Origin of the sequence: Acinetobacter sp. AOR14_HL (assembly GCF_027855175.1) — a bacterium.
Taxonomy (GTDB): Bacteria; Pseudomonadota; Gammaproteobacteria; order Pseudomonadales; family Moraxellaceae; genus Acinetobacter; species Acinetobacter calcoaceticus.
In genome coordinates, this window is record NZ_JAKTII010000017.1 from 125,596 (window position 1) to 150,361 (window position 24,766).

At 38.2% G+C, this 24,766-nt stretch carries 20 protein-coding genes and 2 pseudogenes; 7 read left to right on the forward strand and 15 right to left on the reverse strand.

The window, feature by feature from the left end:
- Positions 1-64: 64 nt before the first annotated feature.
- Complete coding sequence (locus tag MKL38_RS16625; RefSeq protein ID WP_270903833.1) at positions 65-4,108, reverse strand: Dyp-type peroxidase; 4,044 nt, start codon at positions 4,106-4,108, stop codon at positions 65-67.
- A 336-nt stretch (positions 4,109-4,444) separates the two neighbouring features.
- Between MKL38_RS16625 and MKL38_RS16630 the strand changes: the two genes are divergently transcribed.
- Entirely contained in the window at positions 4,445-5,254 is an 810-nt protein-coding gene (locus MKL38_RS16630) for a peptidoglycan DD-metalloendopeptidase family protein (protein ID WP_270903834.1), read from the forward strand.
- On the opposite strand, the pseudogene MKL38_RS16635 reads toward MKL38_RS16630, so the two are convergent.
- From MKL38_RS16635 to MKL38_RS16645, 3 genes and pseudogenes are all read right to left on the reverse strand, one after another.
- A pseudogene (locus MKL38_RS16635) lies at positions 5,251-5,674 on the reverse strand (GNAT family N-acetyltransferase). The gene MKL38_RS16630 and the pseudogene MKL38_RS16635 sit on opposite strands and share 4 nt — an antisense overlap.
- 92 nt (positions 5,675-5,766) lie before the next feature.
- Positions 5,767-6,189 (reverse strand): OsmC family protein, encoded by a 423-nt coding sequence (locus MKL38_RS16640; RefSeq protein ID WP_005041936.1) that lies wholly within the window; start codon positions 6,187-6,189, stop codon positions 5,767-5,769.
- Positions 6,190-6,324: 135 nt separating this feature from the next.
- Positions 6,325-6,387: pseudogene (locus MKL38_RS16645) on the reverse strand (hypothetical protein); the annotation flags it as partial.
- Positions 6,388-6,628: 241 nt separating this feature from the next.
- Between MKL38_RS16645 and crp the strand changes: the two are divergent.
- Positions 6,629-7,336 (forward strand): cAMP-activated global transcriptional regulator CRP, encoded by a 708-nt coding sequence (crp, locus tag MKL38_RS16650; protein WP_005041938.1) that lies wholly within the window; start codon positions 6,629-6,631, stop codon positions 7,334-7,336.
- A 159-nt stretch (positions 7,337-7,495) separates the two neighbouring features.
- The gene (locus tag MKL38_RS16655) at positions 7,496-8,545 is read left to right on the forward strand and encodes an NADP(H)-dependent aldo-keto reductase (protein ID WP_003652689.1); all 1,050 of its coding nucleotides are present in this window, start codon (positions 7,496-7,498) and stop codon (positions 8,543-8,545) included.
- A gap of 53 nt (positions 8,546-8,598) precedes the next feature.
- On the opposite strand, the gene MKL38_RS16660 is transcribed toward MKL38_RS16655, so the two are convergent.
- The 6 genes from MKL38_RS16660 to gap all read right to left on the reverse strand — a co-directional run bounded on the left by MKL38_RS16660 (position 8,599) and on the right by gap (position 14,962).
- On the reverse strand, positions 8,599-9,378 hold the full coding sequence (locus MKL38_RS16660) for a M48 family metallopeptidase (protein ID WP_209830334.1): 780 nt from the start codon (positions 9,376-9,378) through the stop codon (positions 8,599-8,601).
- A 116-nt stretch (positions 9,379-9,494) separates the two neighbouring features.
- Complete coding sequence (locus MKL38_RS16665) at positions 9,495-9,812, reverse strand: hypothetical protein (protein WP_133746483.1); 318 nt, start codon at positions 9,810-9,812, stop codon at positions 9,495-9,497.
- A 121-nt stretch (positions 9,813-9,933) separates the two neighbouring features.
- The gene (locus tag MKL38_RS16670) at positions 9,934-11,253 is read right to left on the reverse strand and encodes an adenylosuccinate synthase (protein ID WP_003652692.1); all 1,320 of its coding nucleotides are present in this window, start codon (positions 11,251-11,253) and stop codon (positions 9,934-9,936) included.
- Between the two features lie 63 nt (positions 11,254-11,316).
- Positions 11,317-12,483 (reverse strand): ATP phosphoribosyltransferase regulatory subunit, encoded by a 1,167-nt coding sequence (locus MKL38_RS16675; RefSeq protein WP_270903835.1) that lies wholly within the window; start codon positions 12,481-12,483, stop codon positions 11,317-11,319.
- A gap of 183 nt (positions 12,484-12,666) precedes the next feature.
- The gene (locus MKL38_RS16680; protein WP_270903836.1) at positions 12,667-13,755 is read right to left on the reverse strand and encodes a hypothetical protein; all 1,089 of its coding nucleotides are present in this window, start codon (positions 13,753-13,755) and stop codon (positions 12,667-12,669) included.
- A gap of 187 nt (positions 13,756-13,942) precedes the next feature.
- The gene (gene gap, locus MKL38_RS16685; protein ID WP_017389960.1) at positions 13,943-14,962 is read right to left on the reverse strand and encodes a type I glyceraldehyde-3-phosphate dehydrogenase; all 1,020 of its coding nucleotides are present in this window, start codon (positions 14,960-14,962) and stop codon (positions 13,943-13,945) included.
- A gap of 270 nt (positions 14,963-15,232) precedes the next feature.
- Between gap and alaS the strand changes: the two genes are divergently transcribed.
- The 3 genes from alaS to csrA all read left to right on the forward strand — a co-directional run bounded on the left by alaS (position 15,233) and on the right by csrA (position 19,715).
- On the forward strand, positions 15,233-17,869 hold the full coding sequence (gene alaS, locus MKL38_RS16690) for an alanine--tRNA ligase (RefSeq protein WP_270903878.1): 2,637 nt from the start codon (positions 15,233-15,235) through the stop codon (positions 17,867-17,869).
- A gap of 65 nt (positions 17,870-17,934) precedes the next feature.
- A complete protein-coding gene (locus MKL38_RS16695; RefSeq protein WP_151744542.1) occupies positions 17,935-19,215 on the forward strand; it encodes an aspartate kinase in 1,281 nt (426 codons plus the stop codon).
- 245 nt (positions 19,216-19,460) lie between these two features.
- The gene (gene csrA, locus MKL38_RS16700; protein ID WP_003652701.1) at positions 19,461-19,715 is read left to right on the forward strand and encodes a carbon storage regulator CsrA; all 255 of its coding nucleotides are present in this window, start codon (positions 19,461-19,463) and stop codon (positions 19,713-19,715) included.
- 67 nt (positions 19,716-19,782) lie between these two features.
- Here the strand turns inward: csrA and rnhB are convergent, their stop codons facing one another.
- Together rnhB and MKL38_RS16710 are read right to left on the reverse strand one after the other, a co-directional pair.
- A complete protein-coding gene (gene rnhB, locus MKL38_RS16705) occupies positions 19,783-20,349 on the reverse strand; it encodes a ribonuclease HII (protein WP_005041957.1) in 567 nt (188 codons plus the stop codon).
- Between the two features lie 70 nt (positions 20,350-20,419).
- Complete coding sequence (locus MKL38_RS16710) at positions 20,420-20,809, reverse strand: hypothetical protein (RefSeq protein ID WP_005041960.1); 390 nt, start codon at positions 20,807-20,809, stop codon at positions 20,420-20,422.
- Positions 20,810-21,047: 238 nt separating this feature from the next.
- Here MKL38_RS16710 and MKL38_RS16715 point away from each other — a divergent pair, with 238 nt between their 5' ends.
- A complete protein-coding gene (locus tag MKL38_RS16715) occupies positions 21,048-21,605 on the forward strand; it encodes a cytochrome b (protein ID WP_005041962.1) in 558 nt (185 codons plus the stop codon).
- Positions 21,606-21,648: 43 nt separating this feature from the next.
- On the opposite strand, the gene MKL38_RS16720 is transcribed toward MKL38_RS16715, so the two are convergent.
- The 3 genes from MKL38_RS16720 to MKL38_RS16730 form a co-directional block, all read right to left on the reverse strand.
- Positions 21,649-22,647 carry an adenosine deaminase gene (locus tag MKL38_RS16720; protein WP_005041965.1) on the reverse strand — a complete coding sequence of 333 codons (999 nt, stop codon included), beginning with the start codon at positions 22,645-22,647 and terminating at the stop codon, positions 21,649-21,651.
- A 116-nt stretch (positions 22,648-22,763) separates the two neighbouring features.
- Positions 22,764-24,083 (reverse strand): NCS2 family permease, encoded by a 1,320-nt coding sequence (locus tag MKL38_RS16725; protein ID WP_270903837.1) that lies wholly within the window; start codon positions 24,081-24,083, stop codon positions 22,764-22,766.
- A 321-nt stretch (positions 24,084-24,404) separates the two neighbouring features.
- A complete protein-coding gene (locus MKL38_RS16730) occupies positions 24,405-24,632 on the reverse strand; it encodes a hypothetical protein (RefSeq protein WP_004641992.1) in 228 nt (75 codons plus the stop codon).
- Between the last annotated feature and the right edge of the window lie 134 nt (positions 24,633-24,766).

Sequence of the window (24,766 nt, forward strand, 5' to 3'; positions counted from 1 at the left end):
AAAATATTAAAGGCAGCCCTTCGTCTGAAAGACTACCTTATTTCAAAATAACTAATTAATTATGCTATTGATGGAATGGACATTTAGCTTGCTCTGTTTTTTCTTTTGGAATATCTGGCGTAGAGATTGGACGACGCTGATGCTGTTCCTGAATGATTGGGAAAACAGATGTAAAGAAGTTTGACCAACCACCAGTACGTACTCGTAACAAATTATACTGCTCAGGTGATGTTACAGCTTCACTAAATGTTTCTGGGTTAGCCACAGTTATTGTTAAAATATTAGATGAACTACCTTGGCTGAACTGTTTTAAAATACCAATCAAATCTTTAACACCAAAGTCTTCACGAATATTAAAATCTGTAGGTGCTCCATCGGCCATTAAGTCTGTGCCAATACCATCAAAGCCTTTTAAAGCACGGCTAAACTCAACTTTTTGATGATCAATTGCCAAATCTGCAGGACTTGGTGATGGACTTAGATCAGAAGCTACTGTCGTACCTAAACGGCGACCATCAGCACTCGCACCATTCCATGCCCCCATCTCCACATGATTTTCAAAAGTTCCCACACCCGGTTGAATCTGTATACCAAACGGATGCTCTTTTGAACCATAGCGTTCAGCCAAATTTTTAAGGCTTTGTGCGAATTGTGGCCATGGATGAGTAAATGTCTTGACTGATATCTCAGCAATCATTTTAACAATCTCATCACCTAGTTTATCGACTTCGGGGTTACCACGCCCATAGCGTGGTTGTGCCAAAGCAATTTCACGTAAACGCTTATAACGATCAGCTTGCGCAGCAATACGAGCATGACCAGCTAAATTGCTAATAAATGGCTCAGTCATTTTATATCCCCAGTCACAGCAGAGACACTCTAATAGTTCAGGCAATGTAGTAACTGCAGTTAACGGGTCAAAAACCATCGCCTTAATGGCATACAACGAGTTAATTGTATTACTGAGCGAGATATAACACGGTCCATAAATATTATATTTAGCACCACCACTATAAAAATCTTGCCCTTTAGCCAAGCAGTCATCCATCAAAACATTTAGAATTGGAGATGGACAAATATCTGTATTGGCACCGTAGCCTAGAATTTGCCCATTGAATGCCTTGCGATTGAGCAATTCAAAATGTTGCTTGTATAACTCTAATAATTCTTCAAAACTATCAATCTGATCAGCAGGTTTCGTATTTAATGAAACAGTTTGCCCAAACAGATAACTTTGTCCCGCACTTGAAATTGTTTTACCCTGATTTAGTGCACACTCCAAAGGCTGTAATGTCGAGAATCCACCTAAAGAAAACCAGTTTTCGCCAGGGAATTGAGGTTCATAACAACCATCGCAAGCATAATTTTGAGCTGAACGAATATCGACTTTAGAATTCCAATTTGGCAAATTAGTGAGTGTATCTCCCCCTACACCATTTCCACTTTGATGAAGACTAGGAATAAGCTTTTCATCATTTAATAAAATTGGATGAGCACCACCAGATAAAATTGCATGGGCAGCTTCTTCTAAAATATCTTCAGGAATATCTTTTCGGGTTCTTAAAGACAAGCATGGCGCATTTAATGGTAAACGACCGGATGCACGTATGAATAATCGTGTCACATCATTGTAAGCAGGTTCGGTTTTAGAAAAGTCTTCTTCACCATCAACTTTTGTACCACCCACTGTAATCTGTTGAATCCATTGTCCCAAAGATGCACCTTGAGGATAAGGCCCTGAACTGCCACCCATCGCGAGATTACCAAAAGGCTGATGGTCTTCCATAAAAATACGGTTTTGTTGTACTTTTTCATCTAGCTTGATATAGAAAGCATCAATAATTTCTTGTGCTTGTTCAGGCGTAGCTGAATGGTTGTCCAAGAAAGGTTGTAACAGTTGATCCATGCGTCCAAATGCTGTTGGTTCACCATTTAAATGCAAACAGCTATGCAATGTAAAAATAAATTGAACTGCTTCAATAAATGTCTCTGGTTTATCTTTCGACAACTTTTCCATTCGATGACCAATCGCATTTAAGTTCTGTTTTTCAAATTGTTGCCCGTCTTGCATTTGCCCTGCGACTTTAAATGCGAGCTTTGAGTAATTTAAAAAATATTCAGAAATACCGGTTAGCGCCAATCTAGAAGCTTCATAAAAATCTTTTTTCTCTGGAGTCTGTGCATTGCTTGCATGTTTAGCAATTTCTTGTTGTAGACCAGCCAAACCTAAATCTAGTGCTTTTTTATAATTCGGAATAACATGTCCAACACCCGATGCTTCACTTAAGTTACGCAAAAAGCCCTGAATACGTTCTTCCTCAGATAAATACTTCATGACATAGCGACCTTCACCCAAGGTCAGGTTTGGCATGGCTCCTACAATAATTTCATCAGGCATGATGCGATAGGTATCTGATCCATAAATAACCTGACCATCACATTCACGTCTATTCGAATATGGAATCATTTCACCATTTTTTAATACAATTTTCCTTCCACGGAAACCATAATTTTCTGATGAAAATAACTGTAAGCTTAATCGAATAGCCCAACCTTTACGCAACATAATAGATAAACCCATAATATTTTCAGGCTTATCACTGATGTTAAACTCATCAATGTAATAATCTATCCCGTGCTCAATCTCTTCTTGTTTACGGTTGAAATACCAGTTGTCTTGCCACAAAGAAAATGTATTCTCAAGTAGACTTAAAATACGATTAGAAGGTGGCTGAAAAAAATCACTATGATGATTTAGCCGAGTCGCCATATTAAAGAGATAATTACTATGGTTGTAATACATCAAACCATTATCAGAACTGTTCGTATAATGTCGATCAAAACGCGTCCAGTCCATACCTGGGAATAAATTCCAGTCCATGTCTTTGTCCATGTCTTTGTCTTTGTCTTTGTCTTTGTCTTTGTCTTTGTCTTTGTCTTTGTCTTTGTCTTTGTCTTTGTCTTTGTCTTTCAGATAATTGAAATTATTTAGATATTCTGGAGCATTATCTAATAGCAAGTCTTTTAAACTCGGAATATAGAAAATACCTCCTAAGTCTGAGTGAAGATTATTGAATAGACGGTCATTCATGAAGCCTTTGAGGACAGCTTGCTTGGAATCTTGCTCGGAATCTTGCTCGGAATCTTCCCTAGAATCTTTTCTTGGTCCAATCTGGCTTGCCATCACTTCTTCTAAAATGGCAGCAGTTTTTGCAAAACCAGCAAAATAAATTCCTTCTTCATCTGCTTTAGTTACCGATTTTGGCACTCTAAAACTTGAATTTGACTTAGCACGACCAAACGGCAAACCTAAACGCAGAACTGGTGTAGTATTTCCATTTTCATCTTGCACACGAGAAGCTTTAATGTGCGAACGGCTATCACGGTCTGGAATAATTGTGTCGTCAGTTTTACGTCCAATCAAATCTTCAATTTGGTCTTCTGACATCATGTTGATTTGATCCCAGTTAATCAGAAACCTTTGGGATAAAACGTATGAGCCACCAAAGTGCTCAATGTCTTCTGCACCAATTAAAGTATGCTTTGCCAGTGAAATTGGATCAGACGGGTTATTTAAGTTCTCAGAAAAACGACAACCTAGAACCTTACCATTACGACCAGTTTTAGATTGTGAAGCAGTATACTGTTCATTTATTCCTTTGATATCTGAACCTAAAAATTTCTTAATATATTCCTGTAATACTGTACATGCATTAGCATCATCACTTTTCACATGCAGCCAAATATCACCATTCGAGTTTTTAAAACTTTCATTAGAATCAGTAAAAACTTTTGAGATATTTGGATTTTTTTCTTCTGGATAATGTAATTGCATTCCTTTTGGTCGTGATAAACCATCTTTTTTACAAATTGCATCCCAGTTATCAAAAGATACACCAATCGCCAAAGTTGTATTTTTACTGGAAAGTGCCGGATTATTATGGACCTCTTGACGCACAGCTATCATTAATTGCTTGATTTTTTCACGTGTAATTTCTGTGTTAAGCCAAACCGTACTAAAAGTTGCATGAGGGGCAGGATAAACCAACCCACGTTGCATATATTTCCATATTTCAGTAAAACGATCTTCATAAGATATATTTAACATTATATTAAAGTCCTTTAAAATATTTATATAATAATTAAAATTTTGATTATAAATTTAACCAAAAAATCATTATTGACAATAAAAATTAAAATAACAAGATATTTAAAATCAAAGAAAAACGGTAAGAATTAATAAATAATAAAAATAAAAAGTTAAGTTTAGAAAATTTAAAATATAAGATAAATAAAATCACAAAAACAAGGATAAACAAACAATCAATTATTAAAATAAAGTAATAAATAAAATTATAATTCAATTGTTAAAAAAATTAAAATAACTCTTAATTAAAACTTACTGATATAATCTCGAATATTCTCTTATAAAATTATTGTTGCTATGTTAATAAAAAAACTTATTTCTACTTTGCTTTTTACATCAATACCTTTTTACTGCTTTGCCGAGCTCCCCCAAGACTCTCGAAGAGCTGGCGGAATCGCAGTTATTCCCTTAACTAGTGATATTACTCGGGTCACCTTTCAACAAAAGCCAGTTTTAATCAGTCAGGAAGGTCATCAGCGTTATGCTGTACTTGGTATTCCATTATCTACTCCACTCGGCAGTGTTCAGCTCGATACCAATAAAGCCCCTATTCAAATAGAAATTAAATCCTATTCTTATGCTGAGCAACGGATTAAAGTTACTAACCAAGACTATGTGAACCCCAACCAAAGTCAGTTAGACCGTTACGCTCAAGAAGCGAAAGAACAAAATGATGTGTATAGCTCATTTACACAGAGCACATGGCAAGCCTTGCCAAAATTTATACGCCCCACTTCGGGGAAATTCAGTAACTCTTTTGGGCGGAAACGCTTCTTTAATGGCGAAGAGCGCGCGCCCCACTCAGGTTTAGATATCCCTGCACCAGTGGGACAAAAAGTAGTTGCACCAGCAGATGGTGTTGTAATTCAAACCGGATCTTATTTTTTTAATGGTCAAACTGTATTGATTGATCACGGGCAAGGCTTAATCAGTATGTTTTGCCATTTAAGTGCAATTAAAGTAGAGAAAGGCCAACATATTCGCCAAGGAGAAACTTTAGGTTTAGTTGGTAAAACTGGACGTGTGACAGGTCCGCACTTGCATTGGGGCATGAGTCTCAATAATGCACGAGTAGATCCGCAATTGTTCTTAGGTAATGCCCGCTAATTTAAAACTTTCCGGAAATATTTTGGCGCATCTACATAGCCTTCTCGTAAGTAAAATTGATGCGCCAATGTCCGTTGTTCGCCTGAATGCAGTTCCATTCGATCACAACCACGTTGTCTTGCCAATTGCTCAGCCTGCTGCAAAAGTAAATGTCCAACACCTTTACTTCGTATATTTTCATCAACACATAAATAGCATACTTTGGCAAAGTCCCCTTTTAAGGCGATTTGTGGAATAAAATAAAGGGACAAAAAACCACAAATTTTATTCTCTTCTTCAGCAATCAAAATTTGTGATTTAAGATCGCTATGCAGTATTTCAAATTTTTCTTGGATAAGAGCGAGTGGTTGTGGGTACCCCATGTTTAAGTAAATTACAAATTGCCTGAGTATCTTCCCATTTAGCAGCACGAATATTCACTTTCATTTCTCCTCTTATTTTTTAGTTATTTTTGACAATAAAAAAGCCAACTCTAATGTCAGCTTCTTTTTTCTACCTATCAAAAAAACACCTTATTCAGCTTCAATAATTTCGAAGTCATGGGTAATTTCAACACCACCATCTGAAAGCATTTTACTCGCTGAACAATATTTTTCGGCAGATAATTCAACCGCTTTTGCAACCTGTTTTTCTTTTACAGCTTTACCTGTTACCACGAAGTGTAAGTGGATTTTAGTAAAAACAGCCGGAATTGTGTCAGCGCGCTCAGCTTTTAAATTACACACAACATTCGTCACATCTTGACGAGATTTCTTTAAAATGGTCACAATATCAAACGAAGCACACCCACCAAGTCCCATTAATAGCAACTCCATAGGACGTGGACCACGGTTTTCACCACCATACTCAGGTGAGCCGTCCATGATGACACTATGCCCACTATCTGATTTCGCTTCAAAAGCAACATTCTCTAGCCAATGTACACTTGTTTGCATTGCAACTACCTAAAAAAAATTATAAATTTAAGCAGGGTCTGTTGACATTTCATCTATGGATTGCGTTAGAGCTAAAAATTAATCCAAATAAGACGCAAAACCCAGACAATGGCAATCCTTTGTCCAGTTTTGTTATATAGTTTGTGAAATTTCAGCCATAATCTGAGTTGCCATTTAAGCAGCGCAGGCATAGCGCAAGACTATGTTATTTTGTACGTTCCGTTGTTAAGATCTATTTATTTAGAATGGCTAAATTTCATAGCTCTTGCTTGGTAACGTCTAAAAGAATTGTCTTATGTCGCAACCATCTGTGAAATGTCAACAGACCCTTGTTTTGTACACTAACATAAAATGAGTTGATAAGGAATTTCATCTCTTCTGTGTAATAGCTCATCTCGGGCTTGTGTGAATTGTTTACCCTATTCGGAACATATTAAGCATGACTTCAAATTTTTCACAACTCAGCACAGATGCTTTATCCCCGGGGCAACTACCTGAATCCGTTAAAGCATTGTTAAAACGTGCTCACATCAACAGATATCCAAAACGAACCACAATTGTTGATGCCGGAACAGAGTCGAAATCTTTATATTTAATTTTAAAAGGCTCAGTTTCAATTATTTTACGTGAAGATGATGAACGTGAAATTGTTGTTGCATATTTGAATCCGGGCGACTTCTTTGGGGAAATGGGGCTTTTCGAACCGAACCCTCAACGTACAGCTGAAGTTCGTACTCGTGATGTCTGTGAAATTGCAGAAATTTCTTATGACAACTTTCACGAACTTAGCAAACAATATCCAGACTTAAGTTATGCTGTTTTTGCACAACTCGTTCGCCGTCTAAAAAATACGACCCGTAAAATGACAGATCTTGCATTTATCGATGTGTCTGGCCGTATTGCACGTTGTTTAATCGACCTATCTTCACAGCCAGAAGCAATGATTTTGCCAAACGGTCGTCAAATTCGTATTACTCGTCAAGAAATTGGTCGTATTGTGGGTTGTTCACGTGAAATGGTTGGCCGTGTACTCAAAACTTTAGAAGATCAAGGCATGATCCAAACAGATGGTAAAGCTATTCTTATTTTTGATGTTTCATTAGAAGATGCACCTGTTTCTGATGACGACTATGATGATGACGAATAATATTTATTAAATTTTTAATCAAAAGCAAACTTCGGTTTGCTTTTTTTATATGCAACAATGAGTTAATACACAAAACTTACAAACTATTCTAATTTTATGATTTAAGTTGAATACATATTCTCCGTTAGGCTAACTCAAAATTTCCAAGGATTCCGCTGTATGCAATTTAACCCACTTAGTCGCACAGGCCTCAAGCTTCCAGAAATTTGTTTAGGCACCATGACATTTGGTGAGCAAAACTCCCAGCAAGAAGCATTTCAACAACTCAATTATGCTTTGGCACACGGTTTATATTTTTGGGATACGGCAGAGATGTATTCGGTTCCGCCAAAACCTGAAACTTACGGTGCAACAGAAACGATCATTGGCAATTGGTTTGCCCAAAATGGTCAACGTGACAAAGTCTTTCTCGCTTCTAAAATTGCCGGACCTGGCTTTGGAGGAACACACATCCGAGAAGGCCATACGCGCTTCAACAGCGATCATATTGCGAAAGCCCTAGATGGCTCGCTCAAACGTCTCCAAACCGACTATATCGACCTTTATCAACTCCATTGGCCTGAACGTCACACCAACTTCTTTGGTACGCTAGCTTATGGCAACCAACAAGCTCAAAATGATTACGACACGACACCTTTAGAGGAAACATTACTCGCCCTACAAGAAGAAATTAACCGCGGGCGCATTCGCTATATTGGCTTATCAAATGAAACGCCGTGGGGCACTATGAAATTTTTACATTTGGCTGAAAAGCTAGGTGTTAGCAAATTTGTAAGCGTTCAAAACCCATATAGTCTACTCAACCGTACTTATGAACTAGGTATGTCTGAAATTGCTAAATATGAAGATGTTGGTTTACTGGCATACTCTCCTCTTGCTTTTGGTTATCTTTCTGGCAAGTTTAGAAATGGCGCTCGACCCGCTAATGCCCGTGTCACATTATTTCCGCGTTTTAGCCGCTACAGCAACCCTCAAAGCGAATGGGCAACTGAGCAATATGCACAGCTAGCAGAGAAACATGGACTCAGCTTAACCCAAATGGCATTAGCATTTATCAAACAACAATTCTTTGTGACCAGCACAATTATTGGCGCCACGAATCTAGACCAACTTAAAGAAAATATTCAGGCATTTGAAATTGAATTATCTGCTGAAGTTTTACAAGGTATTGAAGCCATTCACACTCAACAGCCCAACCCTGCACCTTAAATAAAAAACGGATGCTTAAGCATCCGTTTTCTTTATCTATAAAAATTTATATCTTATTTACGGGTATTATAAACTGCCATTGCTGCAGGCAAGTTTTTACGCATTTCGCCAATACGCTGAGAGTTAGATGGGTGAGTAGACAAGAAAGATGAACCACCACCACCTTCAAGCTTGTTCATTTTCTCCCACAGTGTAATCGCAGCATTTGGGTTATAACCTGCACGCGCCATTAGCATTAAACCACCTTGGTCAGCACGACTCTCCAAACTGCGAGAATATGGCAAGCCCACACCCACCTGTGTACCTAATTGAGCAGCAGCAGTACCAAGCTGACCGACATTATTACCGGCATAGCTTAAACCAATACCTAATGCTAAATCAGTCAAAGCCTGAGCACCGATTTTACTTTTTGCATGCTCTTCTAAGGCGTGAGTCATTTCATGCCCCATAACCGCTGCAATTTCAGCATCAGTGAGGTTCAATTTATTGACAATACCGGTATAGAACACAACTTTACCGCCTGGTGCTACATAGGCATTAATCGTGTCAGACTTCAACACTGCCAACTGCCAGCTAAATGGCTGACCTGTCTGGTTCATCTGGTTCGCATACGGTTTCAAACGGTTGAATACAGAATTAATGCGGTTATATGTACTAGAACTAGTATCTAGCGCACCCTTACCACGCGCTTCCTGCACCATTTTACTAAAACCTTGAGCAGATTGAGCATTTAACGTTGCCGTATCTGCACCTGCCATGTCAGCTACTGTTGTACAACCAGAAATGGTTACAACACTCGCAGCACATAAGCTTAAAAAAAGTTTTTTATTCATCAATTGGATCACCTAAATCGTTAGAAAAGCTGTTTATTCTTTTGCACTTATTATAAGAAATCCCGCGTATGCTTTGAATGTCTCATTTCTTCATGATCATAGTATTTATGTAACGATCAAGTAGATAAAGTCATCAAATAAATCCAGAAAATCAAACATATTACATTTAAGCCAAGATAGATATGACTTAAGGTCTTAACTTTCTCTTCAAGATTAGGACTTTCTCTTTTCCAGAGTAAATAACTATTTTGTATGAATACCACAGGAATTAACACACATGCGAACAATACTGACAAGCTCATAAAAGCAGTCATGAAGAAATCTTCATGATATTCTTGCCCATAAATAACCAACATTGCTAATGTAGGTGAACCACCAATAGCAAATAAAAAAGAATAAAAGATTGTTTTTGAAATAGTTGGTTGCAGCTTCATCCTGAGCCCATCATTCCTTATCGATATATAACGTTTTAATCTGAATCGAATCAAACAAAAACTGCACTTTAGTCGGGTATAAAAAAGCCCCCTTTCAGGAGGCTTTTTTAATCTTTGCTAATTAAGCAGAGAATGGATGACGTAAAACAATTGTTTCTGCGCGGTCTGGACCAGTTGAAACGATATCAATCGGACATTCGATTAACTGTTCAATACGCTTCACATAAGCCAAAGCATTTGCTGGTAATTGGTCGATACTAGTTAAACCAACAGTCGACTCGCTCCAACCAGGCATAGTTTCGTAGATTGGTTTCAAGCATTCAAAAGAAACCGCATCAGAAGAACCTACACAGCCTGAATCTGTATTTTCATAGCCCACACAGATTTTCACTTCTTCTAAACCATCTAAAACGTCAAGTTTAGTTAAGCAAATACCAGAAAGTGAGTTTACATCTACAGAACGGCGAAGGATTTCAGCATCAAACCAACCACAACGACGTTGACGACCAGTAGAAGCACCAAACTCATGACCTACTGTACCCAAGTGTTTACCCACTGGATCACCAGCATCAGCTGCTGCATCGTAAACCAATTCAGTTGGGAATGGACCAGCACCTACACGAGTTGTATAAGCTTTAGTAATACCTAATACATAATCAAGATGTAAAGGTCCCATACCTGAACCAGAGCTTACGCCACCAGCAGTTGTATTTGAACTTGTAACATATGGATAAGTACCGTGGTCAATATCTAGAAGTGAGCCTTGAGCTCCTTCAAACATTACAGCCTTACCTTCTTTGCGATAGTCATGCAACACTTTAGTAACATCAACCACTAATGGAGCAAGAACTTCACGCCATTGGTTGCAAAGAGCCAATACATCTTCAAATTTAACAGCTTCTACACCGTAGAACTGAGTCAATTGGAAGTTATGTAACTCAAGCATTTCAGACAGTTTTTCTTCTAATGCTGCACCACCACGAACAAGGTCAGCAACACGCACTGCACGGCGAGCCACTTTATCTTCGTATGCAGGACCAATACCACGACCTGTAGTACCGATTTTAGCATTACCACGCTTCTTTTCACGTGCCTGATCAAGTGCAATGTGGTTAGGCAAAATGAGTGGACAGTTTGGAGAAATACGTAGGCGTTCTTTAACAGGAACTCCTTCTGCTTCCAAAATTCCCATTTCTTCAATTAACGCGGCTGGTGAAAGTACCACACCATTACCAATTAAGCACAATACGTTTTCACGTAAAATACCTGATGGAATGAGGTGCAATACAGTTTTTTTACCACCTACGACAAGAGTATGACCTGCGTTATGTCCGCCTTGATAACGTACTACCGCAGCCGCCTGATCTGTGAGCAGGTCGACGATTTTACCTTTACCTTCGTCGCCCCATTGGGTACCAAGTACCACAACATTTTTGCCCATAATAGCCTCATTACATCATGCTGTTAAAATTGGAAACCACCAGTAAAAAATTACCGTTGGCGTTTAAATCTTTTCAATATTCCATTGACCATTTTGCGCCACGAGTTGATGGGTCGCGTATGGAATAGAACTTAAATCATCATTACCTAACAATTGAACGACACGTAAACCTTGAGCGCGTGCATTCGAAATTGCTGAAAGTAAATCTTGTTCTGAGCCTTTTGGAGCAACAACAGTTTCGATCTCTGCGAACTGATTTGCACCTAAGGCATATAAATCACAACTAAAGCCAGTAGCAGGACGTGCACGACCAAAGTGTTCACCAATACCATCGTAACGGCCACCCTGCGCTAACGGCGCAGCACGGTTCGGCGCATATACTGCGTACATTAAACCAGTGTGATAGTGATAACTACGTAGCTCTACAACATCGATACCGATATTGAGATTTGGCCAACGCCCTTTAATTTGCTCAAGCGTCGTCTTAAGTGCATCTAATGCTGACTTAAATTCCGCATCTTGCAAAATATTGGTACTTAAATTCGTCTGCAATGCTTCTAGATCACTAGAATAACGGCCAAGCGCATAGAAATCAGAACCCATATTCAGGCTTTGAGTAAATTCTACTAACTCTGGCAATGCTTTTCTTTGATAAAGATCAGACAGTTCATGCTCTTCATTTTTTGACAGTCCAGCATACTTGACTAGACTACGGAACAACCCTACATGGCCCAAATCTAAATGCGCGCCTTGCAAAGTATAGATGTTCTCAATCAACCCCAGCATAACATCGACCATTTCGACATCAGCTTCGATACTATCGTGGCCATATAATTCGGCACCTAATTGTAAAGGTGCACGAGTGGCATTGAAATTTTGTGGTTTAGTATGTAATACAGTCCCTGAATAACAGTAACGTGCAACGCCTTCAACTGGTCTTACATGTGCATCAATACGTGCAACTTGTGGCGTCATATCAGCACGAACACCGAGTAAACGGCCTGAGAGCTGATCAATAACCTTAAAAGTTACTAAATCTAAGTCTTGATTTGATTCTGATAATGAAGACAACGATTCGATGTATTCGATAAATGGTGTATATACCAATTGATAACCTCGTACCGCGAGGAAATCTAAAGCTTCACGGCGAAGTTTTTCAATGACTTGTGCCTGTTCCGGCAATACATCGGCTACCCCGTCAGGCAGCAACCATGTCTCTGAAATGGTCATATTTCAAGCCTAAAATCTGATCAACGTGGAACGACCCCACATAAAAAAATCGGGAACACACCCGATTTCTCTTAGTGTAGCATGATACTTTCTGCCATGCACCTGACAATTTGCATAAATCTTTCTTAATAAACTCTAAAGTCAAAAAGAAGATTTAAACAATTAATAATAATATTCAATATCTTACTCTGCTTCGTTTATATCATAGACAAAAGTTCTTCGACCAAAGAAAGGGCCAATAACTGAACTATCACCTTGTTTCCAGTTAACCAAATTTAGCTTTTGAATAGCTTGAGCTGCCTGAGTATTAAAAGCAAAGCAACCTTTTTCAAGATTTGCGATTTTTAACTTTTGTCTGAAAGCAATTAATGAATGCACATCATTAAGCGGGTTATCTTCTATAAAATAAAGGTGAGACTTCTCATACGCCAAACTTTTATCGGCATCCCATAAACTGCTTGATACAAATTCCATAGAAGCAGACTGATCATTATTATTACCTGCTACACTTTGAGTATCACCAGTTTCTAAGTTTTCTAAAACAGTTAAGTTATAACCATACCACTGCGAGTTTAGAAGCCTAAAATACTTTTTATCTAGACCTAGGTTATTATATCTTTCGATGATTGACTGCTTTTTCTCACTAAACGCGGGATTGGCATAAAAACTAGATATATATGAAATATAAGATTGATTCCATTGAGTCTCTTTTAAACGATAACAATAACTATTTTTTGGAAACCTAACATTCTTATAGTTTTGATAAAATTCAATTAAATTTTTATCAAGTTGATTATGAAGACCCGTTTCTAGATTTTTATTTTCTTTATAGCCCGGTAATACACGGTCAAAGATATTTTCACCATCCAACTTCACAATTTCAAACTTTAAATTCTTTTTCAAATCAGGCGTTAATTCATAAGTCCAACTGCTAGGTGTCAACCTTTTTACAATATTTGTTTGTAATGTACCTTTATTTAAAATTTTTTGTTCAGTAAGAAGTTCATTCTCTAACGGCAGGTTATGTGACTTTACAAAAAATATTTCATTATTTTTAATTGGATATTGAGTGATTTCAAAAAAATCACTATAAACCTCTGAAGAAAAATTAGAAGGTTGGTAATAAACTTGGTAAATTGCATCGTCTTTTTCTAAATTACTTTCAGCTTGATCATTAGTATTTTGATCTGAGCCTCCACCACCACAAGCGGTTAAAATAATAGTAGATGTAATAATTAAAAAACCACTTATTTTTTTTGAGTTAAATTTCATATGAACTCTATAATTAAAATTTTAATGTTTGCGAATCATACAAATAGAGATAGTTTTTCACAATATAAATATTTAGAATTTTAAAATAAATTTTCTTTTAAGTTATTTCTATAACTATTCAGATCATAAATTAGTAATTATAAAAAAGGATGTTAATTTAACATCCTTAAATTATTTCAATTGACGTTTAGAAAGAATCACACAAATCTAATAATCGATTTGCATAGCCCCATTCATTATCGTACCAAGCAAATACTTTAGCTTGATGCCCCACCACCATGGTCTGGGTTAAATCAACAATCAGCGAATAAGGAGAATGGTTGAAATCACTTGAAACTAATGGTTCATCAGTAACAGCCATAATTTCTGCATAATCTGTTTGAGAAGCTTTAATCAATACTTCATTAATATGATGCACAGTAATTGGCGATTGAGCGATAAAAGTTAAGTCAATTGCAGCAACATTAATAGTCGGCACCCGAATTGAATAACCATCTATACGGTCTTCCATTTTTGGCATAACGCGTTTTAATGCACCGAGTGCACTAGACGTAGTTGGTATAATATTTTGCCCAGAAGCTCTGGCACGACGTAAATCACGATGCGCGTGATCAAGTACAGACTGGTCTGCTGTAACAGCATGAATTTCTGTCATGAGCGCTGTTTCAATGCCAAACGCATCGTCAATGATTTTAACTAAGGGTACTAATGCCTGAGTAGTACATGACACACTTGATATGATCTGATCAGTCGCTTTCACATCTGCATGGTTAACACCATAGACAATTGCTGCATCTACATGATCAAAAGGTGCTGCACCAATAATTACCCTTTTTGCTCCAGCTTGTAGATGGCGGGTTGCATCAGCGTGGGAACGGAATAGTCCAGTACACTCAAGTACGACATCAACATCCAAACTAGACCATGGCAAAAGCTCAGGTTGTTCCTGTTTTAAAACTTCAACTTTTAGTGTTCTTTGATTTGATTGAATATTCAAAAAAACTTTTTCATTTTCAATAAATATTTCCACATTTCCATTAAAACGGCCATGTGTGGAATCATATTTAAATAAGTGCACTAATGTTTGTACATCTGCTATATCGTTAATCGCCACGATTTCAAATTGAAATTGTTTTGAGCTCTCGAACCAAGCACGTAAAACATTACGTCCAATCCGCCCAAACCCATTAATGGCGATACGTTGCATGACCTATCCTTATCTACAAAACTAAAGGCTAAAGAAGGCATATAGTAAAGCACGTCACGCCCAATTGAATATAGATTTTTAGCCAAATCACAGTTTTGTAAGATATTCCTTTTAAAATCGTTGGTTCGGTGGGGTTTTTCCGCTACAATTTAGCGTTTTTAAAAAATAAGCCCCGTATCAAATGCTCAGGTTTGACATAAAACAAACAGGCATTGATACATTTAGCCAAATTCGAAAATATGGAGTGACTTGGTTGTGAGTACTCGTTTAATGACATCTGCTGAAATTCGTGAAGCATTTTTGCGCTACTTTGAGACGCAAGGGCATACACGTGTCGCGTCGAGTTCTCTTGTTCCTGCCAACGACCCAACTTTATTATTTACAAATGCTGGGATGAACCAGTTTAAAGACTGCTTTTTAGGTCTAGAGAAACGTGACTATGTACGTGCAACCACATCACAAAAATGTGTACGTGCTGGCGGCAAACATAATGATTTAGACAACGTTGGTTACACTGCTCGTCACCATACATTCTTTGAAATGTTAGGTAATTTCTCATTTGGTGATTATTTCAAACGTGATGCTCTTAAATTTGCTTGGGAATTTTTGACTAGCGATGAGTGGCTAGCACTTCCTAAAGATCGTTTATATGCAACCGTTTATCACACCGATGATGAAGCTTATGACATCTGGAATAAAGAAATTGGTTTAGCACCTGAACGTATTATCCGTATTGGTGATAATAAAGGCGAAAAATACGCATCTGATAACTTCTGGGCAATGGGTGACACAGGTCCATGTGGTCCTTGTTCTGAAATTTTCTTTGACCACGGCGATCATATTTGGGGCGGTTTACCAGGCACACCTGAAGAAGATGGTGACCGTTTCATTGAAATCTGGAACAACGTTTTCATGCAGTTCAACCGAACTGCTGATGGCGTACTTCACCCTCTCCCTGCTCCATCTGTTGATACAGGTATGGGCTTGGAGCGTATCTCTGCTGTATTGCAACATGTTAATTCAAACTATGATATTGACTTGTTCCAACACTTATTAAAAGCTGCTGCAAACATTATTGGTATTGAAGACGAAGGTCAGCCTTCTTTACGTGTAGTTGCAGACCATGCGCGCTCATGCTGTTTCTTAATTGCTGATGGTGTAAACCCAAGCAACGAAGGCCGCGGTTATGTATTACGCCGTATTATCCGCCGCGCTGTGCGTCACGGTAATAAGCTTGGTGCAACTGGTACATTCTTCTACAAAATGTTGCAACCTTTAATCGAAGTTATGGGTGAGGCTTATCCTGAGCTCGCAGCTCGTAAAGATGTGATTGAAGCAACTTTAGTTCGTGAAGAAGAACAGTTTGCTAAAACACTTGAGCAAGGTTTAAAACTACTTGAAGGTGAACTTGCTCAATTAAAAGACAAGACTATTCCTGGTGCGACAGTCTTCAAACTTTACGACACTTACGGTTTCCCAACAGACTTAACTGCTGATATTGCACGTGAACGTGACTTTATTATTGACGAAGCTGGCTTTGAAGTAGAAATGGCTGCTCAGCGTCAACGTGCTCGTGATGCTGGTAAATTCGCTATTGACTACAACAGCATTGTACAAGTTGAAGGCGAAACTCAGTTTGACGGTTACATCAACACTACTGGTCAAGGCCAAATTGTAGCGATCTACAAAGATGGCGTACAAGTTGATGAAGTTTCTGAAGGCGACGAAGCACTTATCGTTTTAAACCAGACTCCTTTCTATGCAGAAAGTGGTGGTCAGATTGGTGACACAGGTATCTTCAAAAATGAAACTGGTATTTTTGAAGTTCAAGATACTAAGAAGTCAGGTGGTGCCTTTGTTCATCAAGGTATTGTGACCGTTGGTAATCTTAAAGCCGATCAAAACGTTGAAGCGATTGTTAAAGCAGACATTCGTGAGGCAACAGCTCGTAACCACTCGGCAACTCACCTATTACATGCTGCTCTACGTCAAATTTTAGGTTCACACGTACAACAAAAAGGTTCTTTAGTTGCAAGTGATATCTTACGTTTTGACTTTGCTAATGACCAACCAGTAACGTTTGAACAGTTACAACAGGTTGAGCGCTTGGTAAATGCAGAAATTATTGCAAATACCGCAGTAACCACTGAACTACTTGACATCGAAGCGGCAAAAGCCAAAGGTGCCATGATGTTGTTCGGTGAAAAATACGGTAACGAAGTTCGTGTTCTCGCTATGGGTTCAGTGATTGATGAGAAAAACTTCTCAATCGAACTTTGTGGTGGTATTCACGTTAAACGTACAGGCGATATTGGTTTATTTAAAATCACTTCTGAAGGTGGTGTAGCTGCTGGTGTACGCCGTATTGAAGCAGTTACAGGTACTAAAGCTTTAGATGTGGTACAAAAAACCGATTCAGATATCCAGCACATTAATGGCTTATTAAAAGCACAGAAAGACCAAACTGTTGAGCGTGTACAAGCCAATGTTGAATTGGTTTCTACATTACAAAAGCAGATTGAACAGCTCAATCAGAAATTGGCAAACTTCCAAGCGTCAGAATTGATTGATCAGGTACAAACGATTGCTGGTCGTCAAACGCTTATTACCACTGTTCAAGGTGTAGATGCGAAATCACTTCGCAACTTGCACGACAGTGTTAAATCAAAATTAGAGAACGCAGTCATTGTATTAGCTGGCGTAGAGGGTGACAAAGTTAGCCTGCTTGCTTCAGTTGCATCACAATACACTGCAAATCTAAAAGCAGGTGACATCATCAAGCATCTAGCAACCGAGTTAGGTGGTAAAGGTGGTGGTAAACCTGACTTAGCACAAGGTGGCGCGCCACTTAACGAGAAGTTTGGACAAGTTATTGCTGCATTACCTGCATGGCTTGAACAAAAATAAGACTTCACTTTTTGTGTAACTGACCCTGAAAAGCCTCTCAGGGTCATGGCTTATATGGAAAAACTATGGCATTAATCGTTCAAAAATATGGCGGTACTTCTATGGGTACCCCCGAGCGCATTTTAAATGTTGCTCGTCGTGTTAAGCGTTGGCATGATCACGGTCACAAAGTTGTTGTGGTCGTATCTGCAATGAGTGGTGAAACAAACCGCTTACTTGCTCTCGCTAAAGCCATTACCGAAACACCTGACCCACGCGAGTTAGACCAAATGGTTTCAACCGGTGAACAGGTGACGATTTCCATGTTAGCTATGGCACTTAATTCGATTGGTGTGGAAGCTAAATCCTATACCGGACGTCAAGTCGGTATTAAAACTGACAGTGCATTTACCAAGGCGCGTATTGAGTCTATTGATACAGATGTCATGACCAATGACCTTGATGCAGGGCGTGTTATTGTTGTTGCTGGTTTCCAAGGCTTTGATGCTCATGGAAATATCACAACTCTAGGCCGTGGCGGTTCAGATACTTCTGGTGTTGCTCTTGCTGCTGCTCTAAAAGCAGATGAATGCCAAATTTACACTGATGTAGATGGCGTTTACACCACTGACCCTCGTGTTGCTCCTAAAGCAAAAAAAATCGACCGTATTTCTTTTGAAGAAATGCTAGAAATGGCTTCATTAGGTTCAAAAGTTTTACAAATTCGCTCAGTAGAATTTGCCGGAAAATATCAAGTTCCTTTGCGTGTATTATCAAGTTTTGATAATGATAACGACGGCGTGTTTGACGATGAATTTAAAGAAAATGTAGGTACACTCATTACTACTGAGGCGGAAGATAATATGGAACAGCCAATTATTGCAGGTATTGCTTTTAACCGTGACGAAGCAAAATTAACGATTTTAGGTGTACCTGATGAACCAGGTATTGCTTCTAAAATTTTATCACCAGTAAGTGATGCCAATATCGAAGTCGATATGATAGTGCAAAATGTTGAAGAAGACGGCACAACAGATTTCACTTTCACTGTAAACCGTGTTGATTTAGCTAAAGCTGAAAAAATCTTAAACGAAACTGCCAAAAATATTGGTGCACGTGAAGTTTCAACACGTGATGACATCGTTAAAGTGTCTATCGTGGGTGTAGGTATGCGTTCACATGCAGGCGTAGCGAGCAAGATGTTCACTGCCCTTGCTGATGAAGGCATTAATATCCTTATGATTTCAACATCTGAAATTAAAGTTTCTGTCATTATTGATGAAAAATACTTGGAACTTGCTGTTCGTTGTCTACACACCGCTTTTGGTTTAGATCGTGAACATGGTGAAAGCAGCGCCCGCGCTTAATTTTACCAAACGGTCAATTATTCATTAAAAAATGTTTACTTGTCCGACAATAATTAAAGAAAACACAGAGCCGCTATAGTTTTTTTTATAGCGGCTCTGTTATATTAAACGGAAAGTTTTTTGGCAGTGATTATCAAAATATGACTTTGTTCTCATATTTCTGTTAGAATCTGACTGAAAACTGAGGTTGAGCTTTTATTTGGGTACCAATATTGCAGTTTTAAGCGTTTAGCAAGGAGATAAACATGCTGATTCTGACCCGCCGTGTCGGGGAAACATTAATGATTGGGGATCAAGTCAGTGTTACTGTGCTTGGCGTCAAAGGAAATCAGGTTCGTATTGGTGTGAATGCACCAAAAGAGGTTTCTGTTCATCGCGAAGAAATTTATCAACGTATTCAACATGAACGTGCAATGCATGAACACCTTCAACATCTTGATCAAGATTATCAAGTTTCTTTTGAAGATGATAATTTTGCACAGAAAAACTTCAATCGTTAACATGAAGTTATTCTCTCCCTAATTAAAGCGACTTTATAGTCGCTTTAAATTTTTTAGGAAGTTGTATTTATAGGCCTAGAGCACGTTTAACAGGTGCATAACTACGGCGGTGCTGATCAATTACACCATGCGCTGCAATCGCTTCAAAATGCGCTTTAGTCGGATATCCTTTATGTTTGGCAAAACCAAATAATGGATATTGTTGATCTAATTCCTGCATTTGTCGATCACGCGTAACTTTTGCCAGAATACTCGCTGCACTAATCTCAGCATGACTCGCATCTCCCCCAACAATCGCTTCACAAGGAATAATGATTCCTTTTGGAATTTGATTACCATCTACAATCACTTTTTGTGGCTGAGTTTTCAAACCATCTACTGCACGCTGCATAGCCAAAAAAGTCGCTTGTAAAATATTTAATTCATCAATTTCACTGTGCGTTGCTTCTGCAATTGACCAAGCTAAGGCTTTTTCTTGTATTTCAATAAACAACTTTTCACGTTTCTTTTCAGTTAATTTTTTAGAATCATTTAATCCCGCAATTGGATTATTCGGATCTAAAATAACAGCCGCTGCCACAACAGAACCCACCAAAGGTCCTCGTCCCGCCTCATCTACACCAGCAATAAACATCAATTCTCTACCTTTAAACAAAAGAGGCTGATCAATAATAATCAGCCTTCTTTAATACAAAAATCATTAATTACTTTTGTAAAGCTTCTGCCACACACTCATTTACAGTTTTTGAAACCACTTGGTTTACAATTGTAGCACGTGCATTTACATCAAATGCAGCCGCAGCCAATTCTACTGCTGTCACACTATTTGGTGCTTTTTCGCTCACACAACCACAAACATTAGTTTGAATGCTGTCACGTTGGTCAGCAGTCATATATTTTGTTGCCGTTTTCCAAGCTGAAACATTATTAATTTCTGTAATACATTTTGCATTTACAGCAACTTTTAATGCAGCAACACCCAACTGTTGAGTTGTAGTTTGTGCAGAAGTAGCGCCTGTACCCGTACCTGTAGTCGTTGCACACGCTGTTAAAGCTAAAACAACTGGCGCTAGAGCGAGCATCAATTTTTTCATCATTTTTTCCTTTGATTGAACGTTGGCAGCGCGTATTGTGCCTAAACTCGACTTTATAAGAAACAAATAATTTGATGCATTTATGCAATCTATTTTCCCCTGCAAAACTCAACTCATCAAATGCATTTTTTCTTAAACGTTCTGTTTTTAGCACGCTCTGTTACATTTAAAACATTTCTCAAAATCAGCGCTTTCCCATAAAATTAAAAATCAAAACGACAAAAAAATAGGGTTTTTTATGCCTGCTGTTTCATCTCAGTATTACACCCGTACCGCACAAGTCCTGCATTGGGTGATGGCAATCATTTTCATCGCAGCGTGGGCTATTGGCTTCTATAGTGGAAATTTTTTAAGTTATGACGTTGATGGTCCCTTTAAAGGCGATGTCATTACGTTGCACAAGAATATTGCGACAACCATTATCTTTTTGGTGATTATCCGGATTTTATGGCGCTATACACATCCAGCTCCAAAATTACCAGATACGATGTCGCCGACCATGAAAACACTGGCACATATTGGTCATCTATTCCTTTATGTGATTTTGGTGGCGTTACCTGTCACTGGTTGTTTATTTAGCTGGAGTGCTGGTCACCCTGCCCCTGTTTTATATTTATTTGAAATTCCGCGTTTAGTACAAGATAACCCAGAGCTTTTAGCTGTTGTTAAACCATTACATATTTATATTTCTTGGTTTGCAGGCTTTCTTATTGTTGGGCATGTGCTGGCCGCTTTAAAACATCACTTTGTTGATAAAGACAATATTTTAAATAGTATGACCAAACAACCAAAGTAATTGTATGTATAAAAAAACCGCCTGAGATAGGCGGTTTTTTTATTTAGATTTTTTTGATTTCTGCAATCCACTTTTGTTTCTCTTCATCTGAAATGAAAGAGGCTTCAAAAGAGTTGATTGCGAGTTTTTTCAACTCATCATTTGTTAGGTCTAAAGCTTGCTGAATTGCAAAGAAGTTATCATTCATATATCCACCGAAATATGATGGATCATCTGAGTTTACAGTCACGTGTACGTCTTTTTGTAGCAAACGACGGATATTATGATCTTTCATATCCTTTACAACGCATAGCTTTAAGTTACTTAAAGGACAAACCGTTAGAGGCATTTTTTCGTTAATTAAACGTGCCATTAACTGTTCATCTTCTTCAGAACGTACACCATGGTCAATACGGTTCACTTTGAGCAAGTCTAAAGCTTCCCATACATATTCAGGTGGACCTTCTTCACCAGCATGAGCAACGATTAAGAAGCCCTCTTCACGCGCCTTAGCAAAAACACGTTCAAACTTAGCTGGCGGATGCCCCACTTCACTTGAATCAAGCCCTACAGCAATAATGTCTTGCTTAAATGGTAAAGCCTGCTCCAAGGTCTCAAAAGCTGCCTCTTCGCTTAAATGGCGTAAGAAACACATAATAAGCTGAGAACTAATACCAAACTTAGCTTTGGCATCAGCACAAGCACGTTTTAAACCGTTAATCACTGTTGAGAAAGCAACGCCACGATCAGTGTGAGTTTGCGGGTCGAAGAACATTTCTGTATGAACCACACGATCTTCGGCACATTTCTCAAAATAAGCCCATGCTAAATCATAAAAGTCTTGTTCATGTACAAGAACATTTGCACCAGCATAGTAAATATCTAAAAACGACTGAAGATTATGGAAGTTATAAGCTTGCTTAACTTCTTCAACAGATTTGTAAGGAATCTGAATCTGATTGCGCTGGGCAATTGCAAACATTAATTCAGGTTCAAAAGTCCCTTCAATATGCACATGCAATTCGGCTTTTGGTAAGGCGCGAATCAGCTCGACTTGATTCATATTAACTCCACGTCTAAAGAAAAAAGGGTGTGGTAAAAATCACACCCTTCTATAATTTTCTTCTTATTAAAAACTATGACTAAGACAGCTCAAGAAGAAAATTATAAAAAATCATATTAACCGCCAAACGCGATAAATTTAAATACCCAAAGTGCAGCAATAATCCACACCATGTACGGTACAATTTTTGCCTTACCTGTGAATAATTTAACTAATGCATAGCTGATAAAGCCCATTGCAATACCATCAGCAATTGAATAGGTAAATGGCATAAATACAATAGTCAAAAATGCTGGAACAGCTTCTGTAATATCATCCCAATCGATATGAGTGATCCCTTGAATCATCAACACACCAATGAACAATAAAGCTGGCGCTGTTGCAAAACCTGGTACAGATTGAGCAAGAGGCGCTAAAAATAAACAGCAAATAAATAAGACTGCAACGACAACAGCAGTTAAACCAGTACGTCCACCTGCTGCCACACCTGAAGCTGATTCAATATAAGGTGTAGTTGAAGATGTACCTAATGCGGCACCAGCAACAATTGCAGTAGAGTCAGCAAATAATGCTTTTTTCAAACGAGGTAATTTACCATCTTGCAAAAGACCAGCACGGTGTGAAACACCAACCAAAGTACCCGTACTATCAAACAAGTCGACAATAAAGAATACGAAGATTACGCCAACCATACTTGCAGTAAATAGACCTTTAAAGTCCATTTGCATAAAGGTTGGTGCAATTGAAGGAATTTGACCAACTACACCCTTAAATTCGTTTAGACCTAAGGCAGTCGCAATTGCTGTAACAACCAAAATACTAATAATGATTGCGCCACGGATTTTTAATTGGTGTAAAACCACAATCATTAAAAATCCAAATAACGCTAATAATACTGTAGGTTGTTTGATATCACCCAAGCCAACTAATGTCGCTTGATTATCAACAATGATGCCAGCATTTTTTAAAGCAATAAGTGCGAGGAATAAACCAATACCACCGCCAATGGCAAACTTAAGTGACATTGGAATGGCATTTACAATCGCTTCACGAATTTTAAAGAAGCTAATTGCAAGGAAGACAAGACCTGAAACAAATACAGCTGCTAAAGCTGTTTGCCATGGCACGCCCATACCCATACAAACTGAATAGGTAAAATAAGCATTTAGACCCATACCAGGGGCCAGTGCGATTGGATAATTAGCAATGATCCCCATCACTAAACAGCCGATTGCTGCTGCCAAACAGGTCGCAACAAATACGGCGCCATGATCCATGCCGGTTTCAGATAAAATGAGTGGATTGACAATAATGATGTAACACATCGTTAGAAATGTAGTTACACCAGCAAGAACTTCAGTCCGGAAAGTGGTTTTATTGTCGCTTAACTTAAATAAACGCTCTAACCAGCCTGCCGAAGAATTGGGCGCCGCCATAAGTAGCCTCTATGCAAAATCTGAACTGTGGAATATTTACTTCTATGTAGGTCGCTGAACAATATTGTTTTTCTGTTCAGGCCTATCAACAAGAATCTCAAATTTAAGAAGCAACAAATATGCCACTCATTTGGTTTCTAGTTCATCCATAGGAAATAACCACAGCCCCTCTTGAAACACAAAAAAGCTGCATAACCCCTATGCAGCTTTTTTACTATACGTTAAATAAGTTTAACAGATTCAATCGAAACATGATCAAAATTTATGAAAAGATATGACCAATGACGATGCAAAAAATCAGAAATTTAAAGCGCGATATTATTAGAAAATAATTTTTTTCTCGCTTATATAGCCTTGCAAATTATAAGAAGCCAAATTGCTGTGATGAGCATGATTAGGATTGCGTTCGATACTTTGTAAATTTTGTTCTGCTTCTTGAATGATTCGCATCAATTCCTGATGTCTTTTATTTTGGGTATCTAAATAAGCCCAATATCCTAATACAAAGACGATACTCACACACAACACGATTAATACTTTATTGATCATTATTATTATCTCTATGTTTTTAATGTTAATGATCTTAACAAAAAAAAATAGCTTTGTGAATGTTTTCACATTTATTTACAATAATACACATTCATCCAAATAATTGATAAAAAAGGTGATTTTAAATTTCTCAC

Excerpts from the sequence above, each read along its gene's own strand:
- MKL38_RS16625 (WP_270903833.1), bottom strand. The coding sequence starts at position 4,108 with ATGTTAAATATATCTTATGAAGATCGTTTTACTGAAATATGGAAATAT.
- MKL38_RS16630 (WP_270903834.1), top strand. The coding sequence starts at position 4,445 with ATGTTAATAAAAAAACTTATTTCTACTTTGCTTTTTACATCAATACCT.
- MKL38_RS16640 (WP_005041936.1), bottom strand. The coding sequence starts at position 6,189 with ATGCAAACAAGTGTACATTGGCTAGAGAATGTTGCTTTTGAAGCGAAA.
- crp (WP_005041938.1), top strand. The coding sequence starts at position 6,629 with ATGACTTCAAATTTTTCACAACTCAGCACAGATGCTTTATCCCCGGGG.
- MKL38_RS16655 (WP_003652689.1), top strand. The coding sequence starts at position 7,496 with ATGCAATTTAACCCACTTAGTCGCACAGGCCTCAAGCTTCCAGAAATT.
- MKL38_RS16660 (WP_209830334.1), bottom strand. The coding sequence starts at position 9,378 with ATGAATAAAAAACTTTTTTTAAGCTTATGTGCTGCGAGTGTTGTAACC.
- MKL38_RS16665 (WP_133746483.1), bottom strand. The coding sequence starts at position 9,812 with ATGAAGCTGCAACCAACTATTTCAAAAACAATCTTTTATTCTTTTTTA.
- MKL38_RS16670 (WP_003652692.1), bottom strand. The coding sequence starts at position 11,253 with ATGGGCAAAAATGTTGTGGTACTTGGTACCCAATGGGGCGACGAAGGT.
- MKL38_RS16675 (WP_270903835.1), bottom strand. The coding sequence starts at position 12,483 with ATGACCATTTCAGAGACATGGTTGCTGCCTGACGGGGTAGCCGATGTA.
- MKL38_RS16680 (WP_270903836.1), bottom strand. The coding sequence starts at position 13,755 with ATGAAATTTAACTCAAAAAAAATAAGTGGTTTTTTAATTATTACATCT.
- gap (WP_017389960.1), bottom strand. The coding sequence starts at position 14,962 with ATGCAACGTATCGCCATTAATGGGTTTGGGCGGATTGGACGTAATGTT.
- alaS (WP_270903878.1), top strand. The coding sequence starts at position 15,233 with ATGACATCTGCTGAAATTCGTGAAGCATTTTTGCGCTACTTTGAGACG.
- MKL38_RS16695 (WP_151744542.1), top strand. The coding sequence starts at position 17,935 with ATGGCATTAATCGTTCAAAAATATGGCGGTACTTCTATGGGTACCCCC.
- csrA (WP_003652701.1), top strand. The coding sequence starts at position 19,461 with ATGCTGATTCTGACCCGCCGTGTCGGGGAAACATTAATGATTGGGGAT.
- rnhB (WP_005041957.1), bottom strand. The coding sequence starts at position 20,349 with ATGTTTATTGCTGGTGTAGATGAGGCGGGACGAGGACCTTTGGTGGGT.
- MKL38_RS16710 (WP_005041960.1), bottom strand. The coding sequence starts at position 20,809 with ATGAAAAAATTGATGCTCGCTCTAGCGCCAGTTGTTTTAGCTTTAACA.
- MKL38_RS16715 (WP_005041962.1), top strand. The coding sequence starts at position 21,048 with ATGCCTGCTGTTTCATCTCAGTATTACACCCGTACCGCACAAGTCCTG.
- MKL38_RS16720 (WP_005041965.1), bottom strand. The coding sequence starts at position 22,647 with ATGAATCAAGTCGAGCTGATTCGCGCCTTACCAAAAGCCGAATTGCAT.
- MKL38_RS16725 (WP_270903837.1), bottom strand. The coding sequence starts at position 24,083 with ATGGCGGCGCCCAATTCTTCGGCAGGCTGGTTAGAGCGTTTATTTAAG.
- MKL38_RS16730 (WP_004641992.1), bottom strand. The coding sequence starts at position 24,632 with ATGATCAATAAAGTATTAATCGTGTTGTGTGTGAGTATCGTCTTTGTA.